12 protein-coding genes and 1 pseudogene are annotated in these 18,564 nt (G+C 71.8%); 2 read left to right on the top strand and 11 right to left on the bottom strand.

Annotated features, from left to right (window positions below; translation table 11 throughout):
- Window positions 1-117: 117 nt before the first annotated feature.
- From AMK11_RS26880 to AMK11_RS26835, 11 genes and pseudogenes are all read right to left on the bottom strand, one after another.
- Window positions 118-1,269 (bottom strand): annotated as a pseudogene (locus AMK11_RS26880) (inositol-3-phosphate synthase); the annotation flags it as partial.
- A 145-nt stretch (window positions 1,270-1,414) separates the two neighbouring features.
- Window positions 1,415-5,116 (bottom strand): ThuA domain-containing protein, encoded by a 3,702-nt coding sequence (locus AMK11_RS26875; RefSeq protein WP_073730641.1) that lies wholly within the window; start codon window positions 5,114-5,116, stop codon window positions 1,415-1,417.
- Window positions 5,117-5,411: 295 nt separating this feature from the next.
- The gene (locus AMK11_RS26870) at window positions 5,412-6,410 is read right to left on the bottom strand and encodes a sugar phosphate isomerase/epimerase family protein (protein WP_073730640.1); all 999 of its coding nucleotides are present in this window, start codon (window positions 6,408-6,410) and stop codon (window positions 5,412-5,414) included.
- Window positions 6,411-6,423: 13 nt separating this feature from the next.
- Window positions 6,424-7,701: a Gfo/Idh/MocA family protein gene (locus AMK11_RS26865; RefSeq protein ID WP_073730639.1), complete on the bottom strand. Its 1,278-nt coding sequence runs from the start codon at window positions 7,699-7,701 to the stop codon at window positions 6,424-6,426.
- A gap of 85 nt (window positions 7,702-7,786) precedes the next feature.
- Entirely contained in the window at window positions 7,787-8,830 is a 1,044-nt protein-coding gene (locus tag AMK11_RS26860; protein ID WP_073730638.1) for a substrate-binding domain-containing protein, read from the bottom strand.
- Window positions 8,831-8,847: 17 nt separating this feature from the next.
- The gene (locus tag AMK11_RS26855; protein WP_073730637.1) at window positions 8,848-9,867 is read right to left on the bottom strand and encodes an ABC transporter permease; all 1,020 of its coding nucleotides are present in this window, start codon (window positions 9,865-9,867) and stop codon (window positions 8,848-8,850) included.
- Window positions 9,864-11,381: a sugar ABC transporter ATP-binding protein gene (locus AMK11_RS26850; protein WP_073730636.1), complete on the bottom strand. Its 1,518-nt coding sequence runs from the start codon at window positions 11,379-11,381 to the stop codon at window positions 9,864-9,866. The genes AMK11_RS26855 and AMK11_RS26850 overlap by 4 nt, the downstream gene beginning before the upstream one ends.
- Before the next feature lie 150 nt (window positions 11,382-11,531).
- On the bottom strand, window positions 11,532-12,713 hold the full coding sequence (locus AMK11_RS26845) for an ROK family transcriptional regulator (RefSeq protein WP_073730635.1): 1,182 nt from the start codon (window positions 12,711-12,713) through the stop codon (window positions 11,532-11,534).
- 310 nt (window positions 12,714-13,023) lie between these two features.
- Window positions 13,024-13,974: a beta-ketoacyl-ACP synthase III gene (locus AMK11_RS26840; RefSeq protein WP_073730634.1), complete on the bottom strand. Its 951-nt coding sequence runs from the start codon at window positions 13,972-13,974 to the stop codon at window positions 13,024-13,026.
- Between the two features lie 137 nt (window positions 13,975-14,111).
- Complete coding sequence (locus tag AMK11_RS38240) at window positions 14,112-14,255, bottom strand: MFS transporter small subunit (RefSeq protein ID WP_198941468.1); 144 nt, start codon at window positions 14,253-14,255, stop codon at window positions 14,112-14,114.
- Entirely contained in the window at window positions 14,224-15,564 is a 1,341-nt protein-coding gene (locus tag AMK11_RS26835; protein WP_073730633.1) for an OFA family MFS transporter, read from the bottom strand. The genes AMK11_RS38240 and AMK11_RS26835 overlap by 32 nt, the downstream gene beginning before the upstream one ends.
- Before the next feature lie 102 nt (window positions 15,565-15,666).
- Here AMK11_RS26835 and fdhD point away from each other — a divergent pair, with 102 nt between their 5' ends.
- Together fdhD and AMK11_RS26825 are read left to right on the top strand one after the other, a co-directional pair.
- Entirely contained in the window at window positions 15,667-16,515 is an 849-nt protein-coding gene (gene fdhD / locus AMK11_RS26830) for a formate dehydrogenase accessory sulfurtransferase FdhD (RefSeq protein WP_073730632.1), read from the top strand.
- A gap of 152 nt (window positions 16,516-16,667) precedes the next feature.
- Window positions 16,668-18,554, top strand: a complete 1,887-nt coding sequence (locus AMK11_RS26825; protein WP_073730631.1) for a sialidase family protein — start codon at window positions 16,668-16,670, stop codon at window positions 18,552-18,554.
- The last annotated feature ends 10 nt before the right edge of the window (window positions 18,555-18,564 follow it).

Genomic DNA, 18,564 nt, shown 5'->3' with positions numbered 1-18,564 from the left:
GCCACGGTACGCGTCGATCCCGGCGGCGCCCAAGGCCCCGGCCGCGCCCCGGCCTCCGTCGTCCCCCCGGACGTCCGAGCCGTCCCCCTGGACGCCGGCGTCGTCTTCCCGCACGTCCGCGCCGTCCCGCAGTCTCGCGGCGAAGCGTTTCAGCTCGGTGTACTGCTCGGCCAGTGACGCGGGGCCGTCACCGACCGGGTCCTTGAAGTAGAAGCCCAGTTCGCCCAGCGGACCGGACAGGCCCCGCTCCCGGGCGCGGGCGGTCAGCCGGGCCAGGTCGAGGACGAGCGGGGCGGCGAGCGCCGAGTCGCAGCCCTGCCAGGTGGTCTGCAGGAACATGCGGGCGCCGAGGAAGCCGTCGAAGGCGATGTGGTCCCAGGCGGTCTTCCAGTCGCCGAGCGAGGGCACGTCGTCGATGTGGACCTCGCCCTCGGGCACGGCACCGAGGGTGTCGGAGAGGACGCGTTCCTTGCCGGCGTTCTTCGCGGCGGCCGCCGCCGGGTCGGCGAGGGCGGCACCGTCGCCGCCGCCCAGCAGGTTCGTGCCCGACCAGGCCCGGACCGCCAGCGCCCGCTGCGCGAACATCGGGCCCAGCACCGAGCGCAGCAGGGTCTGCCCGGTCTTGCCGTCGCGGCCCGCGTACGGCAGGCCCGAGGCCTCGGCGAGCGGGGCCAGCGCCGGGTGGTGCAGGCCCGTGGAAGGGGTGAAGTTGACGTAGGGGCAGTCGGCGCGCAGGGCGGCCGCCGCGTAGAGGGAGCTGGGCGGCAGCAAGCCGTCGGTGGGTGCCGGCTCGGTGGAGGCGACGTTCACCACGACGGCGCCCGCGAGCTGGTGACGGCGGACGAAGTCGCGGATGTCGGCCGCGAACACGTCGATCCAGTCGTCGTCGGTGCGGGCGGGCCCGCCGTCCAGGTCGCCGGGCACAGGGCCGCCGGGCCTGATCTCGCGGTCGGCGGCGACGAGTTCGGCGTGCACGGCGGAGGGCAGCCCGTGCGGCAGGACGCCGCCGGCGGCGAGGTGCTCGGCACGCTTGGGCAGGGGGCAGTCGAGGGTGTCGTGACCGCCGAAGACGAGGGACGACAACGATGGCAGACCGCACCCGGCGAAGTCGGGGGTCTCGGTGACCATGCCGGCCGGCGGGTGGAGCCCGGCGGCGACGGCGGCGCAGCCCGCGATCGCGGTCGTGGCCACGGAGCCACGCGCGCCGATGAGCCAGACGCCGAAGCGGGGGGCCGTGGAGGGGACGGGCAGGAACGGTTCGGCGGACATGGGCAGCCTCCTTGTCGTACGCGAACCTGGTGCGAGCGCCGGAAGAGGGGGATGCCGGGCGCGGTGGCTCCGGCGGGACGGCGGGCGGAGGTCCGGCGTCCTCCGCCCGCCGCCGTTCCGGTTGCCCCCGGAGGGGCGGGCAGCCCTAGGAGGGCAGTTCCTTCAGCTGGATGTTGCGGAAGGAGACCTGGTCGTCGGCGCCGTGGTTCTGCAGGCCGATATAGCCGTCGGTCAGGCTCCGCTCGGGGTCCTTGTTGGTGAAGTCGTTGATCTTGACTCCGTTGAGGAACACCTGGAGGCGTTCGCCGCGGACCCTGATCTCGTAGGAGTTCCACTGGCCGGGCGGCCGCAGGACCTGGTCACGGGCCTTGATGTTCGCCGACTTGAACGAGTAGACGGAGCCCGTGGTGCGGTCGGGCGCGTCGGTGGCGTCGATCTGGATCTCGTAGCCCTTGTTCACCGCGGACCAGGGGTCGTCGGAGGCCGGGAAGCCCACGAAGATCCCGGAGTTGTCGTCGCCCCGCATCTTCCAGTCGAGCTTGAGGGAGTACGACTCCAGCTCCTTGGCCTGGTACCAGAGCAGGCCCATGCCGCCCTCGGACTGCATGGTGCCGTCCTTGACGGTGAACTGGCCGGGGCCGGCCTGCTTCCAGCCGTCCAGGGTCTCGCCGTTGAAGATGTCCCGGTAGCCCTTGGCCGGCTTGCAGTCGGCCTTGACCTGGCCGGTGGCGTACTGCATGCCGCCGAGCAGGTGGGCGCGGAAGGCGTCGTCGGCGTAGGACTCCTTGGTGTGGCCCATACCGGTGTAGAAGGAACGGCCGCCGCCGTAGCTCTGGCACCAGGCGATCGGGTGGTCGCCCTTCATGTTCCCGCCGTCGTAGGTGGTCTCGTCGAGGGTGGCGAGGACCTTGGCCTGCTCACGCGGGTTGGTGCGGTAGTTGTACCACTCGTCGGTGCGCTCCCAGGTGTCGCCGAGGTGCGCGGTGGACGGGTGGTCGTGGTCGTGGACGCGGACGGTGGCCTTCTGGATGGCCGGGTGCGAGTCGAAGTAGGCGCCGACCAGGCCGCCGTAGAACTCCCAGTCGTACTCGGTGTCGGCGGCGGCGTGGATGCCCATGTAGCCGCCGCCGTTCTTGACGTAGTTCTCGAACGCCTTCTGCTGGTCGGCGTTGAGCACGTCACCGGTGGTGGACAGGAAGGCGACCGCGTCGTACTTGGCGAGGTTGGCCGTGGTGAACTGGCGGGCCTCCTCGGTCGCGGTGACCGAGATGCCGGCCGGGGCGCCCAGCTCCTTCAGGGCGGCGATCCCCTCCGGGATGGAGTCGTGGCGGAAGCCGGCCGTCTTGGAGAAGACCAGGACCTTCTTGCCCTTCTTGAACGGCTCCTTGGAGAACTCGAAGTCGTCCACGTCGTAGAGCGCGCCGTCGCCGCCGCGGAAGACCAGGTAGATCTCCGTGGTGCGCTTGGGAAGCGACCGCAGCGGCACGTCGACGTTCTGGAACGTCTCCCAGCTGCCGGTCGGCGGGATGTACGCGGAGCCGTGCAATTTGCCGGTGGGCGAGCCGGTGCGCAGCTCGATGAAGCCGCCGGAGCCGCCGGAGGAGGCGCGGACGGTCAGCTTCTTCTGCCCGTCGAACTTGTAGGGGCTGAAGGAGATCCAGTCGCCGTCGTTGATGTCGCCGACGGTCTTGCCGCCGTTGGCGCCGGTCTTGTCGTACGTCTTGATGCCGGACTGGGTGGTGAAGTGCTCGGCCTGGCGGTGCGGGGGCTGGATCACGGTGCGCGCGGTGCCGGTCAGGGCCTCCTGGCCGCCTGCCCCGCCGTCGGTGTAGCTCGCGCCGACGACGCCGTAGATGTTGGCGTTGGGGTCGTGGCCGCCGTCGCCGGGCGGCGGGTTGAGGGTGCCCTCACAGCCCGTCTCGCTGGTCAGCTCGTGGGCGTGGGAGTCGTGGCCGAGGCTGTAGGCGACCTTGACCTTGGAGCAGTCGACCGTCTCCTCGGGGTCGGTGACCTTCACCTTGAAGGGGATGGGCTCCCCCATGGGCAGCAGGGTGCCGTTGCCCGGGACCTCGATCTTCACCTTGGGCTCGGTGTTGCCGACGACGACGCGGACGCTGGCGTTGCCGGTGTTGCCCTCGGGGTCCTCGGCGGTGAAGGTCGCGGTGTAGGTGCCGGCCTTCTTGTACTTGTGGGTGGGGGTCAGGCCCTCGCCCTTGGTGCCGTCGCCGAAGTCCCAGCTGTAGGTGAGGTCCGGGGAGTCGGCGTCCTTGGCCGAGGCGGTGAACTTGACCTTCAGGCCGGCCGCGCCGGACGTCTTGTCGGCACTGACCTCGGCGATCGGTGAGAAGCCGTCCTCGGCGTTCTCAATCCGGTACAGCGCGGAGTTCTCGTCGCCCTGGAACCAGGAGACGCCGTAGTCGAGGACGTAGAGCGCGCCGTCGGGGCCGAACTCCATGTCCATGATCTGGGTGCCGGTCCACGGGAAGTCGTTGATCTTCGCGACCGTACCGTCGGCATTCTGCTCGATCCGCTTGATCCAGCGGCGGCCGAACTCGCCCGCGAAGAAGTCGCCGTCGAACTCCTCCGGGAACTTCACCGAGGAGTCCAGCTCGGGGTCGTAGCGGTAGACCGGGCCGGCCATCGGGGACTCGGAGCCGCTGCCGAACTCGGGGACGCTGCCGCCGTCGTACGGGATCCAGGCGGGCTGGGCGGGCGGCAGGTCGACCAGGCCGGTGTTGTGCCGCGAGGTGTTCTTCGGGGCGGCGCAGTCGAACTTCTCGCCGGAGGTGCCGGTGGCGAAGTCGTAGTCGACGTAGGCGTCGTTGGCGCCGGTGCAGAACGGCCAGCCGAAGTTGGCGGGCTCGGTGACCTTGGCGAACTCGACCTGTCCGGCCGGCCCGCGGTTCGGGTCGGCGGAGCCGGCGTCGGGACCGTAGTCGCCGACGTAGATCGTGCCGGTCTTGTCGTCGACGCTCATGCGGAACGGGTTGCGGAAGCCCATCGCGTAGATCTCGGGGCGGGTCTTCTCGGTGCCGGGGGCGAAGAGGTTGCCGTCCGGGATGGTGTACGAGCCGTCCTCGGCGACCTTGATGCGCAGGATCTTGCCGCGCAGGTCGTTGGTGTTGCCGGAGCTGCGGCGGGCGTCGAAGGCCGGGTTGCGGTTCTCCCGCTCGTCGATCGGCGTGTAGCCGTCGGAGGCGAAGGGGTTGGTGTCGTCGCCGGTGGACAGGTAGAGGTTGCCCTCGGCGTCGAAGTCGATGTCGCCGCCGACGTGGCAGCAGGTGCCGCGGGAGGCCGCGACGTCCAGGACCTTCTTCTCGCTGGCCATGTCCAGCGTGCCGTTGGGGTTGAGGACGAAGCGGGAGAGGCGGTTGACGCCGTCGAACTTCTTGAAGTCCTCGGCGGTGCCGGTCTCGGGGGCGTCGCCCGCGGGGGTGTCGAGCGGCGGGGCGTAGTAGAGGTAGATCGCCCGGTTGGTCTCGAAGTCCGGGTCGACGCCGACGCCCTGCAGGCCCTCCTCGTCGTGGCTGTAGACGTCGAGCTTGCCGGCGACCTTGGTGACGCCGCCCTGGTCGGTGATGCGCAGGGTGCCGTCGCGCGAGGTGTGCAGGACGCTGCGGTCCGGGAGGACGGCGAGCGACATCGGCTCGCCCATCTCGGGCTCGCCCTTGGCGAGCGGTACCTGCTGGAACTGCCCCTCGGCGGCGGGCTCGTCGGCCGCCGGCTGGGCTCCGGCGACGGTCGCCGGGGTGCCCACGGCCAGCATCAGGCCGGTGACCAGGGCGAGCGCGGTGCGGAACGCGGGACGCCTCGTGGTGCGGGTGCCTTTGGGTCTGCTTCTGTGCACGAAGTCCCTCCGGGAACGGGATGGGCCGTACGGGATGGTGCGAAGACGTGCGGTACGTGCGAGAGGAGACGTGCGGTGCGGGCGCCGGGGTGCGCCGTCACCCCGGAGGCGTGAGTGTCCTGAACACTTCAGCGACGGTAGCCGCGTTCGTCCTGGGTCAACAGTCCCGGGACCGGAAATAGTTGAACTTCATCTCATCGCAGGACAAAGCGGCATCCGGGCAGGCCGGACCGGGAACCGGCAGGGGCGCTTCCGGCCTCCGGTCCCCGTCCCGACCTGCTGCCGGGCGTGCGGATCAGCTGTTGAACGCGGCGTCGAAGGACGCGGTCGGCGGCTCGAAGTCGAATGCCTTGAGCCGGGTGAGGGCCTCGGGGGCGCCCTGGAGGCGGTCCATGCCGGCGTCCTCCCACTCCACGGAGACGGGGCCCTGGTAGTCGATGGAGCGCAGCATCCGGAAGACGTCCTCCCAGGGGACGTCGCCGTGGCCGGCCGACACGAAGTCCCAGCCGCGGCGCGGGTCGCCCCACGGCAGGTGGGAGCCGAGCCGCCCGTTGCGGCCGTCGAGGCGCCTGCGGGCCTCCTTGCAGTCGACGTGGTAGATCCGGTCGCGGAAGTCCCACAGGAAGCCGACCGGGTCGAGGTCCTGCCACACGAAGTGCGAGGGGTCGAAGTTGAGACCGAAGGCCGGTCGGTGGTCCACCGCCTCCAGCGCCCGCTGGGTCGTCCAGTAGTCGTAGGCGATCTCGCTGGGGTGGACCTCGTGGGCGAACCGCACGCCCTCGGCGTCGAAGACGTCGAGGATGGGGTTCCAGCGGTCGGCGAAGTCCTGGTAGCCCCGTTCGATCATGGACTCCGGGGCGGGCGGGAACATGGCGACCAGGTGCCAGATCGCCGATCCGGTGAAGCCGATGACGGTGTCGACGCCGAAGCGTGCGGCGGCCCGCGCGGTGTCCTTGATCTCGGCCGCTGCCCGCTGCCGTACGCCCTCGGCGTCGCCGTCGCCCCAGATGCGGGCGGGCAGGATGGCCTCGTGGCGTTCGTCGATGATGGCGTCGCAGACGGCCTGGCCGACCAGGTGGTTGGAGATCGCCCAGCACTTCAGCCCGTACTTGTCGAGCAGCTGGTGGCGCGAGTCCACGTAGGTCGGGTCGGCCAGCGCCTTGTCGACCTCGAAGTGGTCGCCCCAGCAGGCGAGTTCCAGACCGTCGTAACCGAAGTCGCGGGCGAGCCGGCAGACCTCCTCCAGCGGCAGGTCCGCCCACTGGCCGGTGAAGAGAGTGAAATTGCGTGGCACGGGACGCTCCTGTTCAGACCACGATCGGGGTGTAGACGGAGTTCTTCTCGGCGCTCTCCTCGACCGCCGCCAGCACGCGCTGCACCTGCAGCCCGTCGGCGAAGGACGGTTCGGGCCGGCGGCCCTCGGCGACGGCGTGGACGAGGTCGCGCGCCTGGTGGACGAAGGTGTGCTCGTAGCCGAGGCCGTGGCCCGGCGGCCACCAGGCGTCCAGGTAGGGGTGCTCGGGTTCGGTGACGAGGATGCGGCGGAAACCGGCGTGCTCCCCCGGTTCCGTACCGTCGTGGTACTCCAGCTCGTTGAGCCGCTCCAGGTCGAAGGCGAGCGACCCGCGCTCACCGTTGAGTTCGATGCGCAGGGCGTTCTTGCGGCCGGTGGCGTAGCGGGTGGCCTCGAAGGAGACCAGGGCGCCGGAGGTGAGGCGGCCGGTGAACACGGCGGCGTCGTCCACGGTGACCTGTCCGGTGCTGCCGTCGGCGGAGCCCGCCGACAGGCCCCGGGCGGCGCCCTCGGGCAGCGGGCGTTCCCGTACGAAGGTCTCGGTGAGGGCGGAGACGCCCGCGATCCGCTCCCCCGTCAGGTACTGCGCGAGGTCGACGATGTGGGCGCCCAGGTCGCCGAGGGCTCCCGAGCCGGCCAGTTCCTTGCGCAGCCGCCAGGTCAGCGGCGCCTTGGGGTCGACCAGCCAGTCCTGGAGGTACGTCACCCGCACGTGCCGCAGCCGCCCGACGCGGCCCTCGGCCACCATCCGCCGGGCCAGCGCGGTGGCGGGCACCCGGCGGTAGTTGAAGCCGGCCATGGCCAGTTGGCCGCGGGCGCCGGCCTCCTCGGCGGCCCGGGTCATCGCCTCCGCCTCCGCGACCGTGTTGGCCAGCGGCTTCTCGCACAGCACGTGCTTGCCGGCGGCGAGCGCGGCCAGCGCGATCTCGGCGTGGCTGTCGCCGGGGGTGCAGATGTCGACGAGGTCGATGTCGTCCCGTTCCACCAGGGTCCGCCAGTCGGTCTCGGTGCTCTCCCAGCCGTGCCGGTCGGCAGCCGTGCGGACGGCGTCGGGGTCCCGGCCGCAGATGGCCGCCTGCACCGGGTTCAGCGGCAGGTCGAAGACGCGGCCGGCGGTGCGCCAGCCCTGGGAGTGTGCGGCGCCCATGAAGGCGTAGCCGACCATGCCGACGCGCAGCGGCGGTCTGGTCGCGGACGCCCCCGTCGCTCCGGTCCCGGTTCCGTTGCCGGCCCCGCTCCCGGCGGCGGATTCGTGCTCCCCGGCCCCCTCGGGCTGCTGCGGCTGTCCCATGCGGATGTCCTCCTCGTCGTCGTGGCGCGGTGGGGGGTGGACCCCGCCCCGGCCGGCTGGTCGGGCCGGTCCGGGGCGGCGGCCCTCACTTGAAGCCCGTGGACATGTACTGGTCGACGTTCTCCTTGTCGACAACGGCCGAGTAGCAGGTGACGGTCGACGGGATCTCGAACTCGGCGAGGCCGCTGACCCCCTTGCCCTGGCCGAGCGCACGGGCGAGGTCGATGGCGGAGGCGGCCATGGTCGGCGGGTACAGCACGGTCGCCTTCAGCACGCCGCTGTCCGCCTTGATGGCCTGGAAGGCGGAGAGCGCGCCCGCGCCGCCGACCATCAGGAAGTCGTCGCGCCCGGCCTGCTCGATGGCGCGCAGCGCGCCCACGCCCTGGTCGTCGTCGTGGTTCCACAGGGCGTCGAACTGGGACTGGGCCTGGAGCAGCTGCGCCATCTTGGCCTGTCCCGACTCGACGGTGAACTCGGCGGCCTGGCGGGCCACCTTCTGGATGTTCGGGTAGTTCTTCAGGCCGTCGTCGAAGCCCTTGGTGCGCTGCTGGGTCAGCTCCAGGTTGTCGAGGCCGGCCAGCTCGATGACCTTGGCGTTCTGCTTGTCCTTGAGCTTCTCGCCGATGTAGTGGGCCGCGTTGAGGCCCATGCCGTAGTTGTCGCCGCCGATCCAGCAACGGTAGGCCTGCGGGCTGTTGAAGATGCGGTCGAGGTTGACGACCGGTATCCCGGCGCGCATCGCCTTGAGTCCGACCTGGGTCAGCGCCTTGCCGTCGGCGGGCAGGATGACCAGGACGTCGACCTTCTTGTTGATGAGGGTCTCGATCTGGCCGATCTGCTGGGCGGTGTCGTTGGAACCCTCCGTCACCTCCATGGTGACGTCGGAGTACTTCTCGGCACGCTTCTCGGCCTGGTCGTTGACGGCGTTGAGCCAGCCGTGGTCGGCCAGCGGGCCGGCGTAGCCGATGGTGACCTGCTTGCCCGGCTTGTCGTCGGCGGCCGGCTGGGTGTCCGCGGCCTTGTCGCCGCCGTCGTCGGGTTCGTTGCTCGTGCACCCGGTGAGGACGGCACCGGCGGACACGGCGGCGGCTCCGAAGAGCAGCCCTCTGCGGCTCGTGAGGTTCGTCATGACGGTGGACCCTTTCCTCAATGCGTGCTTGCGGTACGGCGCTGGACCAGCACGGCGGCGACGATGATCGCTCCCTTGGCGATCTGCTGGACGGCGGTCTCGAGGTTGTTCAGGGCGAAGATGTTGGTGATGGTGGTGAAGATCAGGACGCCGAGCACCGAGCCGACGATGGTGCCGCGGCCGCCGCTGAGCAGGGTGCCGCCGATGATCGCGGCGGCGATGGCGTCGAGTTCGTAGAGGTTGCCGTTGGTGTTCTGGCCGGAGCCGGCCAGGACGATCAGCAGGAAGGCGGCGATGCCGCAGCACAGCCCGGACAGCAGGTAGAGGTAGAGCCGCTGGCGGCGGACGTCGATGCCGGCGAGGCGGGCGGCCTCCGCGTTGCCGCCGACGGCCACGGTGCGGCGGCCGAAGGTGGTCCGGTTGAGCACCAGCCAGCCGATGACGGTGACGGCCGCGAAGACCAGGACCAGCGGCGGGATGCCGAGGACGTAGGAGTCGCGCTCGCCGAGGTCGAGGACGCTGGGCACCGTGACGACCTGGGTGCGGCCGTCGGTGATCTGGAGCGCGAGGCCGCGGGCCGAGGCCAGCATGGCGAGGGTGGCGATGAAGGGGACCATCTGGCCGAAGGCGATGAGCACCCCGTTGACCAGTCCGCAGCCCACTCCGACCACGATCGCCGTGAAGAGGATGCCGACGAATCCGAACTCCTGGGTGGCGACGGTGGTCGCCCACACCGACGACAGGGCGACGATGGCGCCCACCGACAGGTCGATGCCCCCGGAAATGATCACGAAGGTCATGCCGACGGTGACGACACCGATCACGGACGCCTGGGTGAGCACCAGTTGGAGGTTGCGGGTGTCGAGGAACGAGTCGGGCTGGGTGATGCCGCCGATGAGGACCAGTGCGGCGAGCACGCCGAGCAGGGTGAGGGTGCGGACGTCGGCGCGGCCCAACTGGACCCGCCAGGCGGGCGGACCGTCCACCGGTGCCGCCTTGCCGGTGCCGTCCCGGGGCGGGGACACGTGCTGCGTCATGACGCCGGGCTTCCTTCCATCACGAGGTCGAGTACGCGGTGTTCGTCGAGTTCGCGGGCGGGGGCCTCGTGCACGACCCGGCCCTCGCGCAGTACCAGCACGCGGTCGGCGAGGCCGAGCACCTCGGGCACCTCGCTGGAGACCAGCAGGACGGCGAGGCCCTCGTCGGCGAGGCGGCGGACGACCGCGTAGAGCTCGGCGCGGGCGCCGACGTCGACGCCGCGGGTGGGTTCGTCGAGCAGCAGGACCTTGCAGCCGCGCAGCAGCCAGCGGGCCAGGACCGCCTTCTGCTGGTTGCCGCCGGACAGGGTGCGCACGGGCACGGAGGGGTTGTCGGGCCGCAGGGACAGCTCGCGGGTCGCCGCGCGGGCCGCGTCCAGTTCGGCGCCGCGGTCGAGCCAGCCGCCGCGCGAGAAGCGGGACATGGCGGAGACCGACACGTTGCGGGTGACGGACTCCAGCATCAGCAGGGCCTGCGCCTTGCGCTCCTCGGGGGCGAGCCCGAGCCCGGCGCGGACGGCGGCGCGCACGCTGCCCGGCCTGAGCGGGCGTCCCTCGACGAGGACCTGGCCGGTGCCCGCCTTGCGGGCGCCGTAGACCGTCTCCAGGATCTCGGAGCGGCCGGAGCCGACGAGTCCGGCGAGGCCTACGATCTCGCCGGGCCGGACCTCCAGGTCGAGGGCCTCGAACTCGCCCTCGCGGGACAGGCCCTTGACGCTCAGCACGGGCTCGCCCGCGGGCGGCGCGGCCGGCCGTTCCGGGAAGACGTACTCGACGTTGCGGCCGGTCATCAGCGCCACGACGTCGCGGGTGGGCGTCGACTCGGCGGGCAGCCCGCCCGCGACGGCCCGCCCGTCCTTGAGGACGGTGACCCGGTCGCCGATGCGGCGGATCTCCTCCAGGCGGTGCGAGATGTAGACGACGGCGACGCCGTCGGCGGTGAGGTCGGCGACGATGCGGAAGAGGTTGTCGACCTCGTCCGGGTCGAGCGCGGCGGACGGCTCGTCCATCACGATGAGCCGTACGTCGTGCGAGAGCGCCCGCGCCATGGACACGATCTGCTGCTGCGCCGCCGAGAGTTCCCCGACCAGCCGTCCGGGGTCGACCTCCGGGTGCCCGAGCCGCGCCAGCAGCGCGGCCGTCGACTCCTTGGCGGCCTTCCCGCGTACGACGAAACCGGCCGAGGTCGGTTCGTGGCCGAGGTGGACGTTCTCGGCGACGGACATGTGCTCCACCAGGTCGAGTTCCTGGTAGATGGTGGCGATGCCGAGGCGCATGGCCGCGATGGGCGAGCGCAGCGTGACGTCCTCGCCGCGCCAGCTGATGGTGCCGGTGTCGGGCTGGTGGGCGCCGGCCAGCACCTTGATGAGGGTGGACTTGCCGGCGCCGTTCTGGCCGAGCAGGCAGTGCACCTCGCCCGCCTGGACGTCGAGGTCGACGCCGTCCAGGGCCCGGACTCCGGGGAACGACTTGGTGATGCCGGACATGCTGAGCAGCGGTGGTTCTGGTGCCATGTGAGGTCCCCTCGGCGGGCATGCGGGCCGGTGTCAGGGCAGAGCAGGGCAGGGCTGAGCGGATCTTGGACAGGACGGGATGTAACAGGGCATACCGGGGTAGGGCGGTGTGCCGGGTGGCGCTGTGCGGCCCGTGAAGGCGGACGGTGCCTACGCGGGTGAGAACAGGTGGTCGCTGATCAGCCGGGCTCCGCCGATGACTCCGGCGGAGGGGCCCAGCTCGCCCAGGACGATGGGCAGGTTGCCGGTCGCCAGCGGCAGCGACTGGCGGTAGACCTGGGTGCGGATCGCGGCGAGCAGGTTGTGGCCGAGGCCGGTCACCCCGCCGCCGATCACCACCAGGCCCGGGTTGAAGAAGCTGACCAGTCCGGCGATGACCTGGCCGGTGCTCCGGCCGCCCTCCCGGATCAGGTCGAGCGCGGTGGCGTCGCCCGCGGCGGCCGCTGCGGCGACGTCGGCGGCGCTGAGGCCCCCGCTCGCCTCCAGCCGGCCCGCGAGTTCGGCCGACAGTCCCTGCTGGGCGGCCTCGGTGGCGTCGCGGGCCAGGGCCGCGCCGCTGAAGTGGGCCTCCAGGCAGCCCCGGTTGCCACAGGCGCACTGACGTCCGTCGGGCACGGCCTGGATGTGCCCGATGTCGCCCGCGCTGCCCGTCGTACCGCGGTAGACCTCACCGCCGACGACGATGCCGCAGCCGATGCCGGTACCGATCTTGACGACGAGGAAGTCGTGCACGGTGCGGGCGACGCCCGCGTGCTGCTCCCCCAGCGCCATCAGGTTCACGTCGTTGTCGACCATGACCGGGCAGCCGAGTTCCTGGCTGAGCGCCTCCCGCACGGGGAAGCCGTCCCAGCCCGGCATGATCGGCGGGGCCACCGGCACGCCCTCGGGGAAGCGGACCGGCCCCGGGACGCCGATGCCGGCGCCGTCGAAACCCTCCGCGAGCCCCGAGGCACGCAGCTTGGCGGCCATGGACAGCACCTGCTCGAAGACCGCGACCGGTCCCTCGCGTACGTCCATGGGCTGGTTGATGTGCCCGAGGATCTCCAGCTCGGCGTTGGTGACGGCGACGTCGACCGAGGTCGCGCCGATGTCGACGCCGAGGAAGCGCAGTTCGGGGTTGAGCCGGACGTTGTGGCTTCGGCGTCCGCCGCGCGAGGCGGCGAGCCCGTCGGCCACGACCAGCCCGGTCTCCAGCAGCCGGTCCACCTCGACGGCCAGCTTCGACCGGGAGAGGTCGACCTGGTCGCCGAGCTGGGCACGGGAGTTGGGTCCCGAGTCGCGCAGCAACTGGAGCAGTCGCGCCTGGTGGGTGTTGGCGGGTCGTGCGGTCATGCGTCTCACGAGCCCCTCCCCGCCTCAATCGGCCTTGAGTGTACCGGTTTCCGGCCACGTTCCTTGGCTTGCTTTCGGAGGGAACGTAGCAGTGGGCGCCCGGCGTGGGAAGAAGTCACGCACGAATTCCTGCGAACTTTCTCCACTGAGTGGACAAAGGCGAGTCGGGTGTTCGGGGGCCAGGGACGCGACAGGGCCGCCCGGCCATCCCGCCGGGCGGCCCGTGCACAGCCGCTGACCTCGTGTTTTCCTCCGCGATCCCTGCGCTTCACCGCGCGCGTGGCACTGATCCCGGCCCGGCAGGCGGTGTTCAGGGGCAGCGGACGACCTGTCCGGCGTAGGAGAGGTTGCCGCCGAAGCCGAAGAGCAGCACCGGGTCGCCGGTGGTGATCTCGCCCCGCTCGACCAGCTTGGAGAGGGCGAGGGGGATGCTCGCCGCCGAGGTGTTGCCGGACTCCACGACGTCGCGGGCGACGACGGCGTTCACGGCGCCGATCTTCGCGGCGAGGGGTTCGATGATGCGCAGGTTGGCCTGGTGCAGGACGACCGCGGCGAGGTCGGCGGGTGCGAGCCCGGACCGCTCGCAGGCCTGGCGGGCGATGGCGGGCAGCTTCGTGGTGGCCCAGCGGTAGACGCTCTGGCCCTCCTGCGCGAACCTCGGCGGAGTGCCCTCGATGCGGACCGCGTTGCCCATCTCGGGCACCGACCCCCACAGCACGGGCCCGACCCCGGCCTCCTCGTCCGGCGCGCAGGCCTCCACCACTACCGCCCCCGCCCCGTCGCCGACCAGCACGCAGGTGGTGCGGTCCGACCAGTCGGTCACCTCGGACATCTTGTCGGCGCCGATGACCAGCGCCCGGTTCGCCGAGCCGGCCCGGACGGCGTGGTCGGCGGTGGCCAGGGCGTGGGTGAAGCCCGCGCACACCACGTTCACGTCCAGCGCGGCGGGCCCGGGAATGCCGAGGCGGGCCGCGACGCGGGCGGCGGTGTTCGGGGAGCGGTCGATCGCGGTGGAGGTGGCGACCACCACCATGTCCACGTCGGCAGGCGTCGCCCCGGCCGCCGCGAGCGCCTTGGCGGCGGCGTGGCCGGCCAGCTCGTCGACCGGCTCGTCGGGCCCGGCGATACGGCGGGAGTGAATGCCGACCCGGCTCCTGATCCACTCGTCGCTGGTGTCGACCATGCCCGCCAGGTCCTCGTTGGTGAGGATTCCGGCGGGCTGGTAGTGGCCGACGGCGGTGATGCGGGAGCCGTGGTGCATGGGTGGAGTCCTCGCTGCCTCGGGTACGGGATCCACCAGTGTGATCAGTGACCGACGGGTACGAGGGCAGGTGAAGCGACAGGAAACGGGCGTCCGCCTTGTCGGCTTCGGTCAGCATCCCGGAGGCTTCTCGGGCGTCACCCGGTGAACAGCTGGGTGGCCTTGCGGACGAGTTCGTACAGACCGTAGCCGAGCGGCGCCCCCACCCACAGCCACGTGAAGGCGATCAGCGGCCGCCGGGAAGGCAGGTCAGGCGGACTCTGGCTGCTGTCGCGGGACATCGACGGCCTCCTTCCGCGCCGGGGCGGCGGACACGTGGTGGCGGGGGTGGACGGGGCGGACGAGTTCGTTGGCGACGAAGCCGACGACCAGCAGCCCGATCATGATGACGAAGGACGTTCCGTACAGGGCGGCGCCGTGCTTGCCGGCCTCCTCCTGCCGGTCGGCGATCCAGTTCACGATCAGCGGCCCGAGGACGCCGGCCGCGGACCAGGCGGTCAGCAGCCGGCCGTGGATCGCGCCGACCTGGTAGGTGCCGAAGAGGTCCTTCAGATAGGCGGGGGCCGCGGCGAAGCCGCCGCCGTAGAAGGAGAGGACCACGAGGGCGCACAGCACGAACAGCGGCTTGGAGGAGTCGCCGAACAGGGCGACGAGCGTGTACATCAGCGCGCCGACGCCCAGGTAGACACGGTAGATGTTCTTGCGTCCGATGAGGTCGGAGGCCGAGGACCAGCCGATGCGGCCCGCCATGTTGGCCGCCGACAGCAGTGCCACGAACCCGGCGGCGGCCGTCACCGAGACCGGTGCGGAGGTGTCGGCGAAGAAGTCGGTGATCATCGGCGCGGCCTTCTCCAGGATGCCGATGCCGGCCGTGACGTTCATGCAGAGCACGACCCACAGCAGCCAGAACTGCGGGGTGCGCATGGCGCCGCGCGCCGAGACCTGGACGCCTTCGAGGGCGGCCGGTTCGCCGTCCGCCCGTTCCTTCGGGCGCGGTACCCGCACCAGCAGCACGCCCAGGAGCATGAAGACGGCGTACGCGAGTCCGTGCACGAGGAAGGCGAGGGCGATGCCGGAGTTGTCGGTGCCGAAGGACTTCAGCATCTGCGCGGACCAGGGCGAGGCGATGAGCGCGCCGCCGCCGAAGCCCATGATGGCGATGCCGGTGGCCATGCCGGGGCGGTCCGGAAACCACTTGATGAGTGTCGAGACCGGCGAGATGTAGCCGATGCCCAGGCCGATGCCGCCGACGAAGCCGTAGCCGAGGACGATCAGCCAGTACTGCTCCACCGCCGCGCCGAGCGCGGAGAGCAGGAAGCCGGACGAGAAGCAGACCAGGGCGACGGTCATCGCCCAGCGCGGGCCGTGCCGTTCCACGAGTGTGCCGCCGAAGGCGGCGGACAGCCCGAGCATGACGATGCCGAGCTGGAAGGGCAGTGCGCTCTGCGTGCCGCTGAGGCCGAGCGCGGACTCCAGGGGCGGCTTGAACACGGACCAGGCGTAGGCCTGGCCGATGGAGAGGTGGACGGAGAGTGCGGCGGGGGGAACGAGCCAGCGGCTCCAGCCCGGGGGTGCGACGGGGGGACTCATGGGTCCCCAACCGTAGGCACATGGAAAGCGGTTGAGAAGACATGTGCGGGTACCGCGGTGCGGGCTGCGACCTCGCCCTCCACGTGCGGGACAATGACACACATGGGACGAGTCACGGAACGACGCAAGGTCATCCGCATCCGGGGCGGGGCGGTCTCCACCCGGCCGGACACGCTCGTCGCCGAGGAACCGCTGGAGATCCGGCTGAACGGCAAGCCCCTCGCGATCACGATGCGCACCCCGGGCGACGACTTCGCGCTGGCGGCCGGTTTCCTGGTGAGCGAGGGGGTGCTCGCCGGGCAGGACGACCTGCGGAACATCGTCTACTGCGCGGGCGCGACGGAGGACGGATCGAACACGTACAACGTGGTGGACGTGCGGACCGCCGGGCACGTGCCGGTGCCGGACATCACCCTGGAGCGGAACGTCTACACCACGTCCTCCTGCGGCCTGTGCGGCAAGGCGAGCCTGGACGCGGTGCGCACGACGGCCCGCTGGCCCATCGCCGACACTCCCCCGGTCCGCGTCGCCCCCGGACTGCTGGCGAGCCTGCCCGACCGGCTGCGCGCGGCCCAACGGGTCTTCGACCGCACCGGGGGCCTGCACGCGGCGGCCCTGTTCGACGAGGGCGGCGAACTGGTGGACGTACGGGAGGACGTGGGCCGGCACAACGCGGTCGACAAGCTGGTCGGCCGCGCCCTGCGGAACGGGGACCTGCCGCTGTCCCGGTCGGTGCTGCTGGTGTCCGGCCGGGCCTCGTTCGAGCTGGCGCAGAAGGCCGTGATGGCGGGCATCCCGGTGCTGGCCGCCGTGTCGGCGCCGTCCTCGCTCGCGGTGGACCTGGCCGCCGAGACGGGACTGACCCTGGTGGGCTTCCTGCGCGGCGACTCCATGAACGTGTACGCGGGTGAGGACCGCGTCGTCCTCGCGGCCGCGGCCGCCCGGGGCTGACCGGCTCCCCGCGGTCCCCGGCGCCGGTGCGCCGGGCGCGCCGTCCGGCGACACGCGAGTGATCGAATGGGATGTATCAGACACCTGACGCCCTGATCTACTGATGCCCTGACGACCGGCTCCGACCAGCCGCCTGAAGGGCAGACCGCTCCATGCCGTCACCTCCCCGCACGCGTCCACGCTCCCCCCTGCTCGCCCTCGCCGCCCTGTTCGCCCTGGCCGCCTCCGTGCTGCCCGCCCCCGCCGTCCACGCCGAAGGACACAGCAGGGCCGGGGAGTTCGAGCAGCGGGTTCTCTTCCGGGCCGATCAGGACCCCGGCGGCTACGCCTGCTTCCGCATCCCGGCGATCGTGCGGACGACGGAGGGCACCCTGCTGGCCTTCGCCGAGGGGCGCGTCCTCGACTGCGGGGACGCCGGCGACATCGACATCGTCGTCAAGCGCTCCACGGACGGCGGGCGCACCTGGGGTCCGCTCCAGGTCGTCAACGAGGGCGGCGGCGACACCCACGGCAACCCGGCGCCGGTCGTCGACCGCACCACCGGGCGCGTCCTGCTGCTCGAGACCTACAACGCGGGCCGCACGGACGGCGGCAACTGCGCGGTGCCCTGCGCCCGCACGCCCCACCTCCAGTACAGCGACGACGACGGCCGCACCTGGTCCGCGCCCCGCGACCTGAGCGCCCAGATCCTGCCGCCCGACTGGAACTCCTGGTACGCGACCGGCCCCGTGCACGGCGTCCAGCTCACCGGCGGCGTCAACGCCGGGCGGCTGGTGATCGGCGTCAACGCGGAGACCTGGGACGACGGCCGGGTCACCGCCAACCACGCGGCGCTCGTGGTCAGCGACGACGGTGGCGAGCACTGGAGGGTCGGGGCCACCGACACCTGGCCGGTGGCCGCCGACGGCACCTTCCGGCAGAAACCGTCCGAACTCACCCTCACCGAACGCGCCGACGGCTCGCTCCTGATCAGCGGCCGGGAGGAGAACGGCACCGACCTCGGCCACCGCACCCAGGCCGTCAGCCGTGACGGCGGCGACAGCTTCGCCGCGCCGTTCCGGGCCCTGCCGGACCTGTACACCCCGCAGGCGCAGGGCGCCGTGCTCCGCCTCGGCGACCGCCTCCTGCTGTCCGCCCCCGCCGATCCCGACCGCCGCCGCACGATGACCGTCCGCTCCTCCTACGACGGCGGGGCGACCTGGGACAGCGTGGACCGCGGCACGGTCGTCACCCGGGACTGGTCCGGCTACTCCGACATGGCGGCCGTGGACGACGACGGGACGGTGGGCCTGCTGTACGAGGCCGGGCCGGTGGACGCCCGGGACGAGATCCGCTTCGCCCGCTTCACCGAGGACTGGCTCCAGCCACGCAGGGGCGCCGGCCCCACCACCCCCGACCTCGGCTTCGGTGCCGCGCCCGCGGCCGTGCTCGGGGGCGCCGGGACGACGGACGGCGCGGCGGGCGGCGCGCTCGCCCTCGACGGCGCCGACGACGCCGTACGGCTGCCGTACGACGGGCGGCTGCCGCTGGGGAGCGGGGACTTCACGGCGTCGCTGTGGTTCCGGTACTCGGCGGACGACGGGGAGCAGCCGCTGCTGTGGATGGGCGGGATCGGCACCCGTCAGCCCCAGGTGTGGTTGCGCGCCGAGCCCGGCAACGACCGGATCCAGGGACTGATCACCGCGCGCGACGGCGGGGCCGCCCCGCGCTCGGCGTGGGTGCGTGCCGAGGGTGCCCACAACGACGGCCGCTGGCACCACCTGGCGCTCCGGCGCGGCGGTGGCCGGCTGACCCTGTTCCTCGACGGTGCGGCGGCCGGCGCGGCGGACGTTCCCGGTTCGGTGAGCCGCTACTCGCCGTTCGGTGTGCACATCGGCGAGCGGATCGACGGCCGGGCCCGCTTCACCGGCGCGATCGACGAGGTGCACGTGTGGAACCGGGCCCTGACCGACGAGGAGATCGCCGCCGGCAACCCGCCCTCGGCGCTGGGGAACACCGTGCTGCACCTGCCCATGGACGAGGTGGCGCCGGGCGGGTGAGACTTCCGCC

It is taken from the genome of Streptomyces sp. CB02414, from assembly GCF_001905385.1.
Lineage (GTDB): Bacteria > Actinomycetota > Actinomycetes > Streptomycetales > Streptomycetaceae > Streptomyces.
The sequence above is the reverse complement of the archived record's forward strand: the minus strand, read 5'-3'. Positions and strand labels throughout refer to the sequence as shown.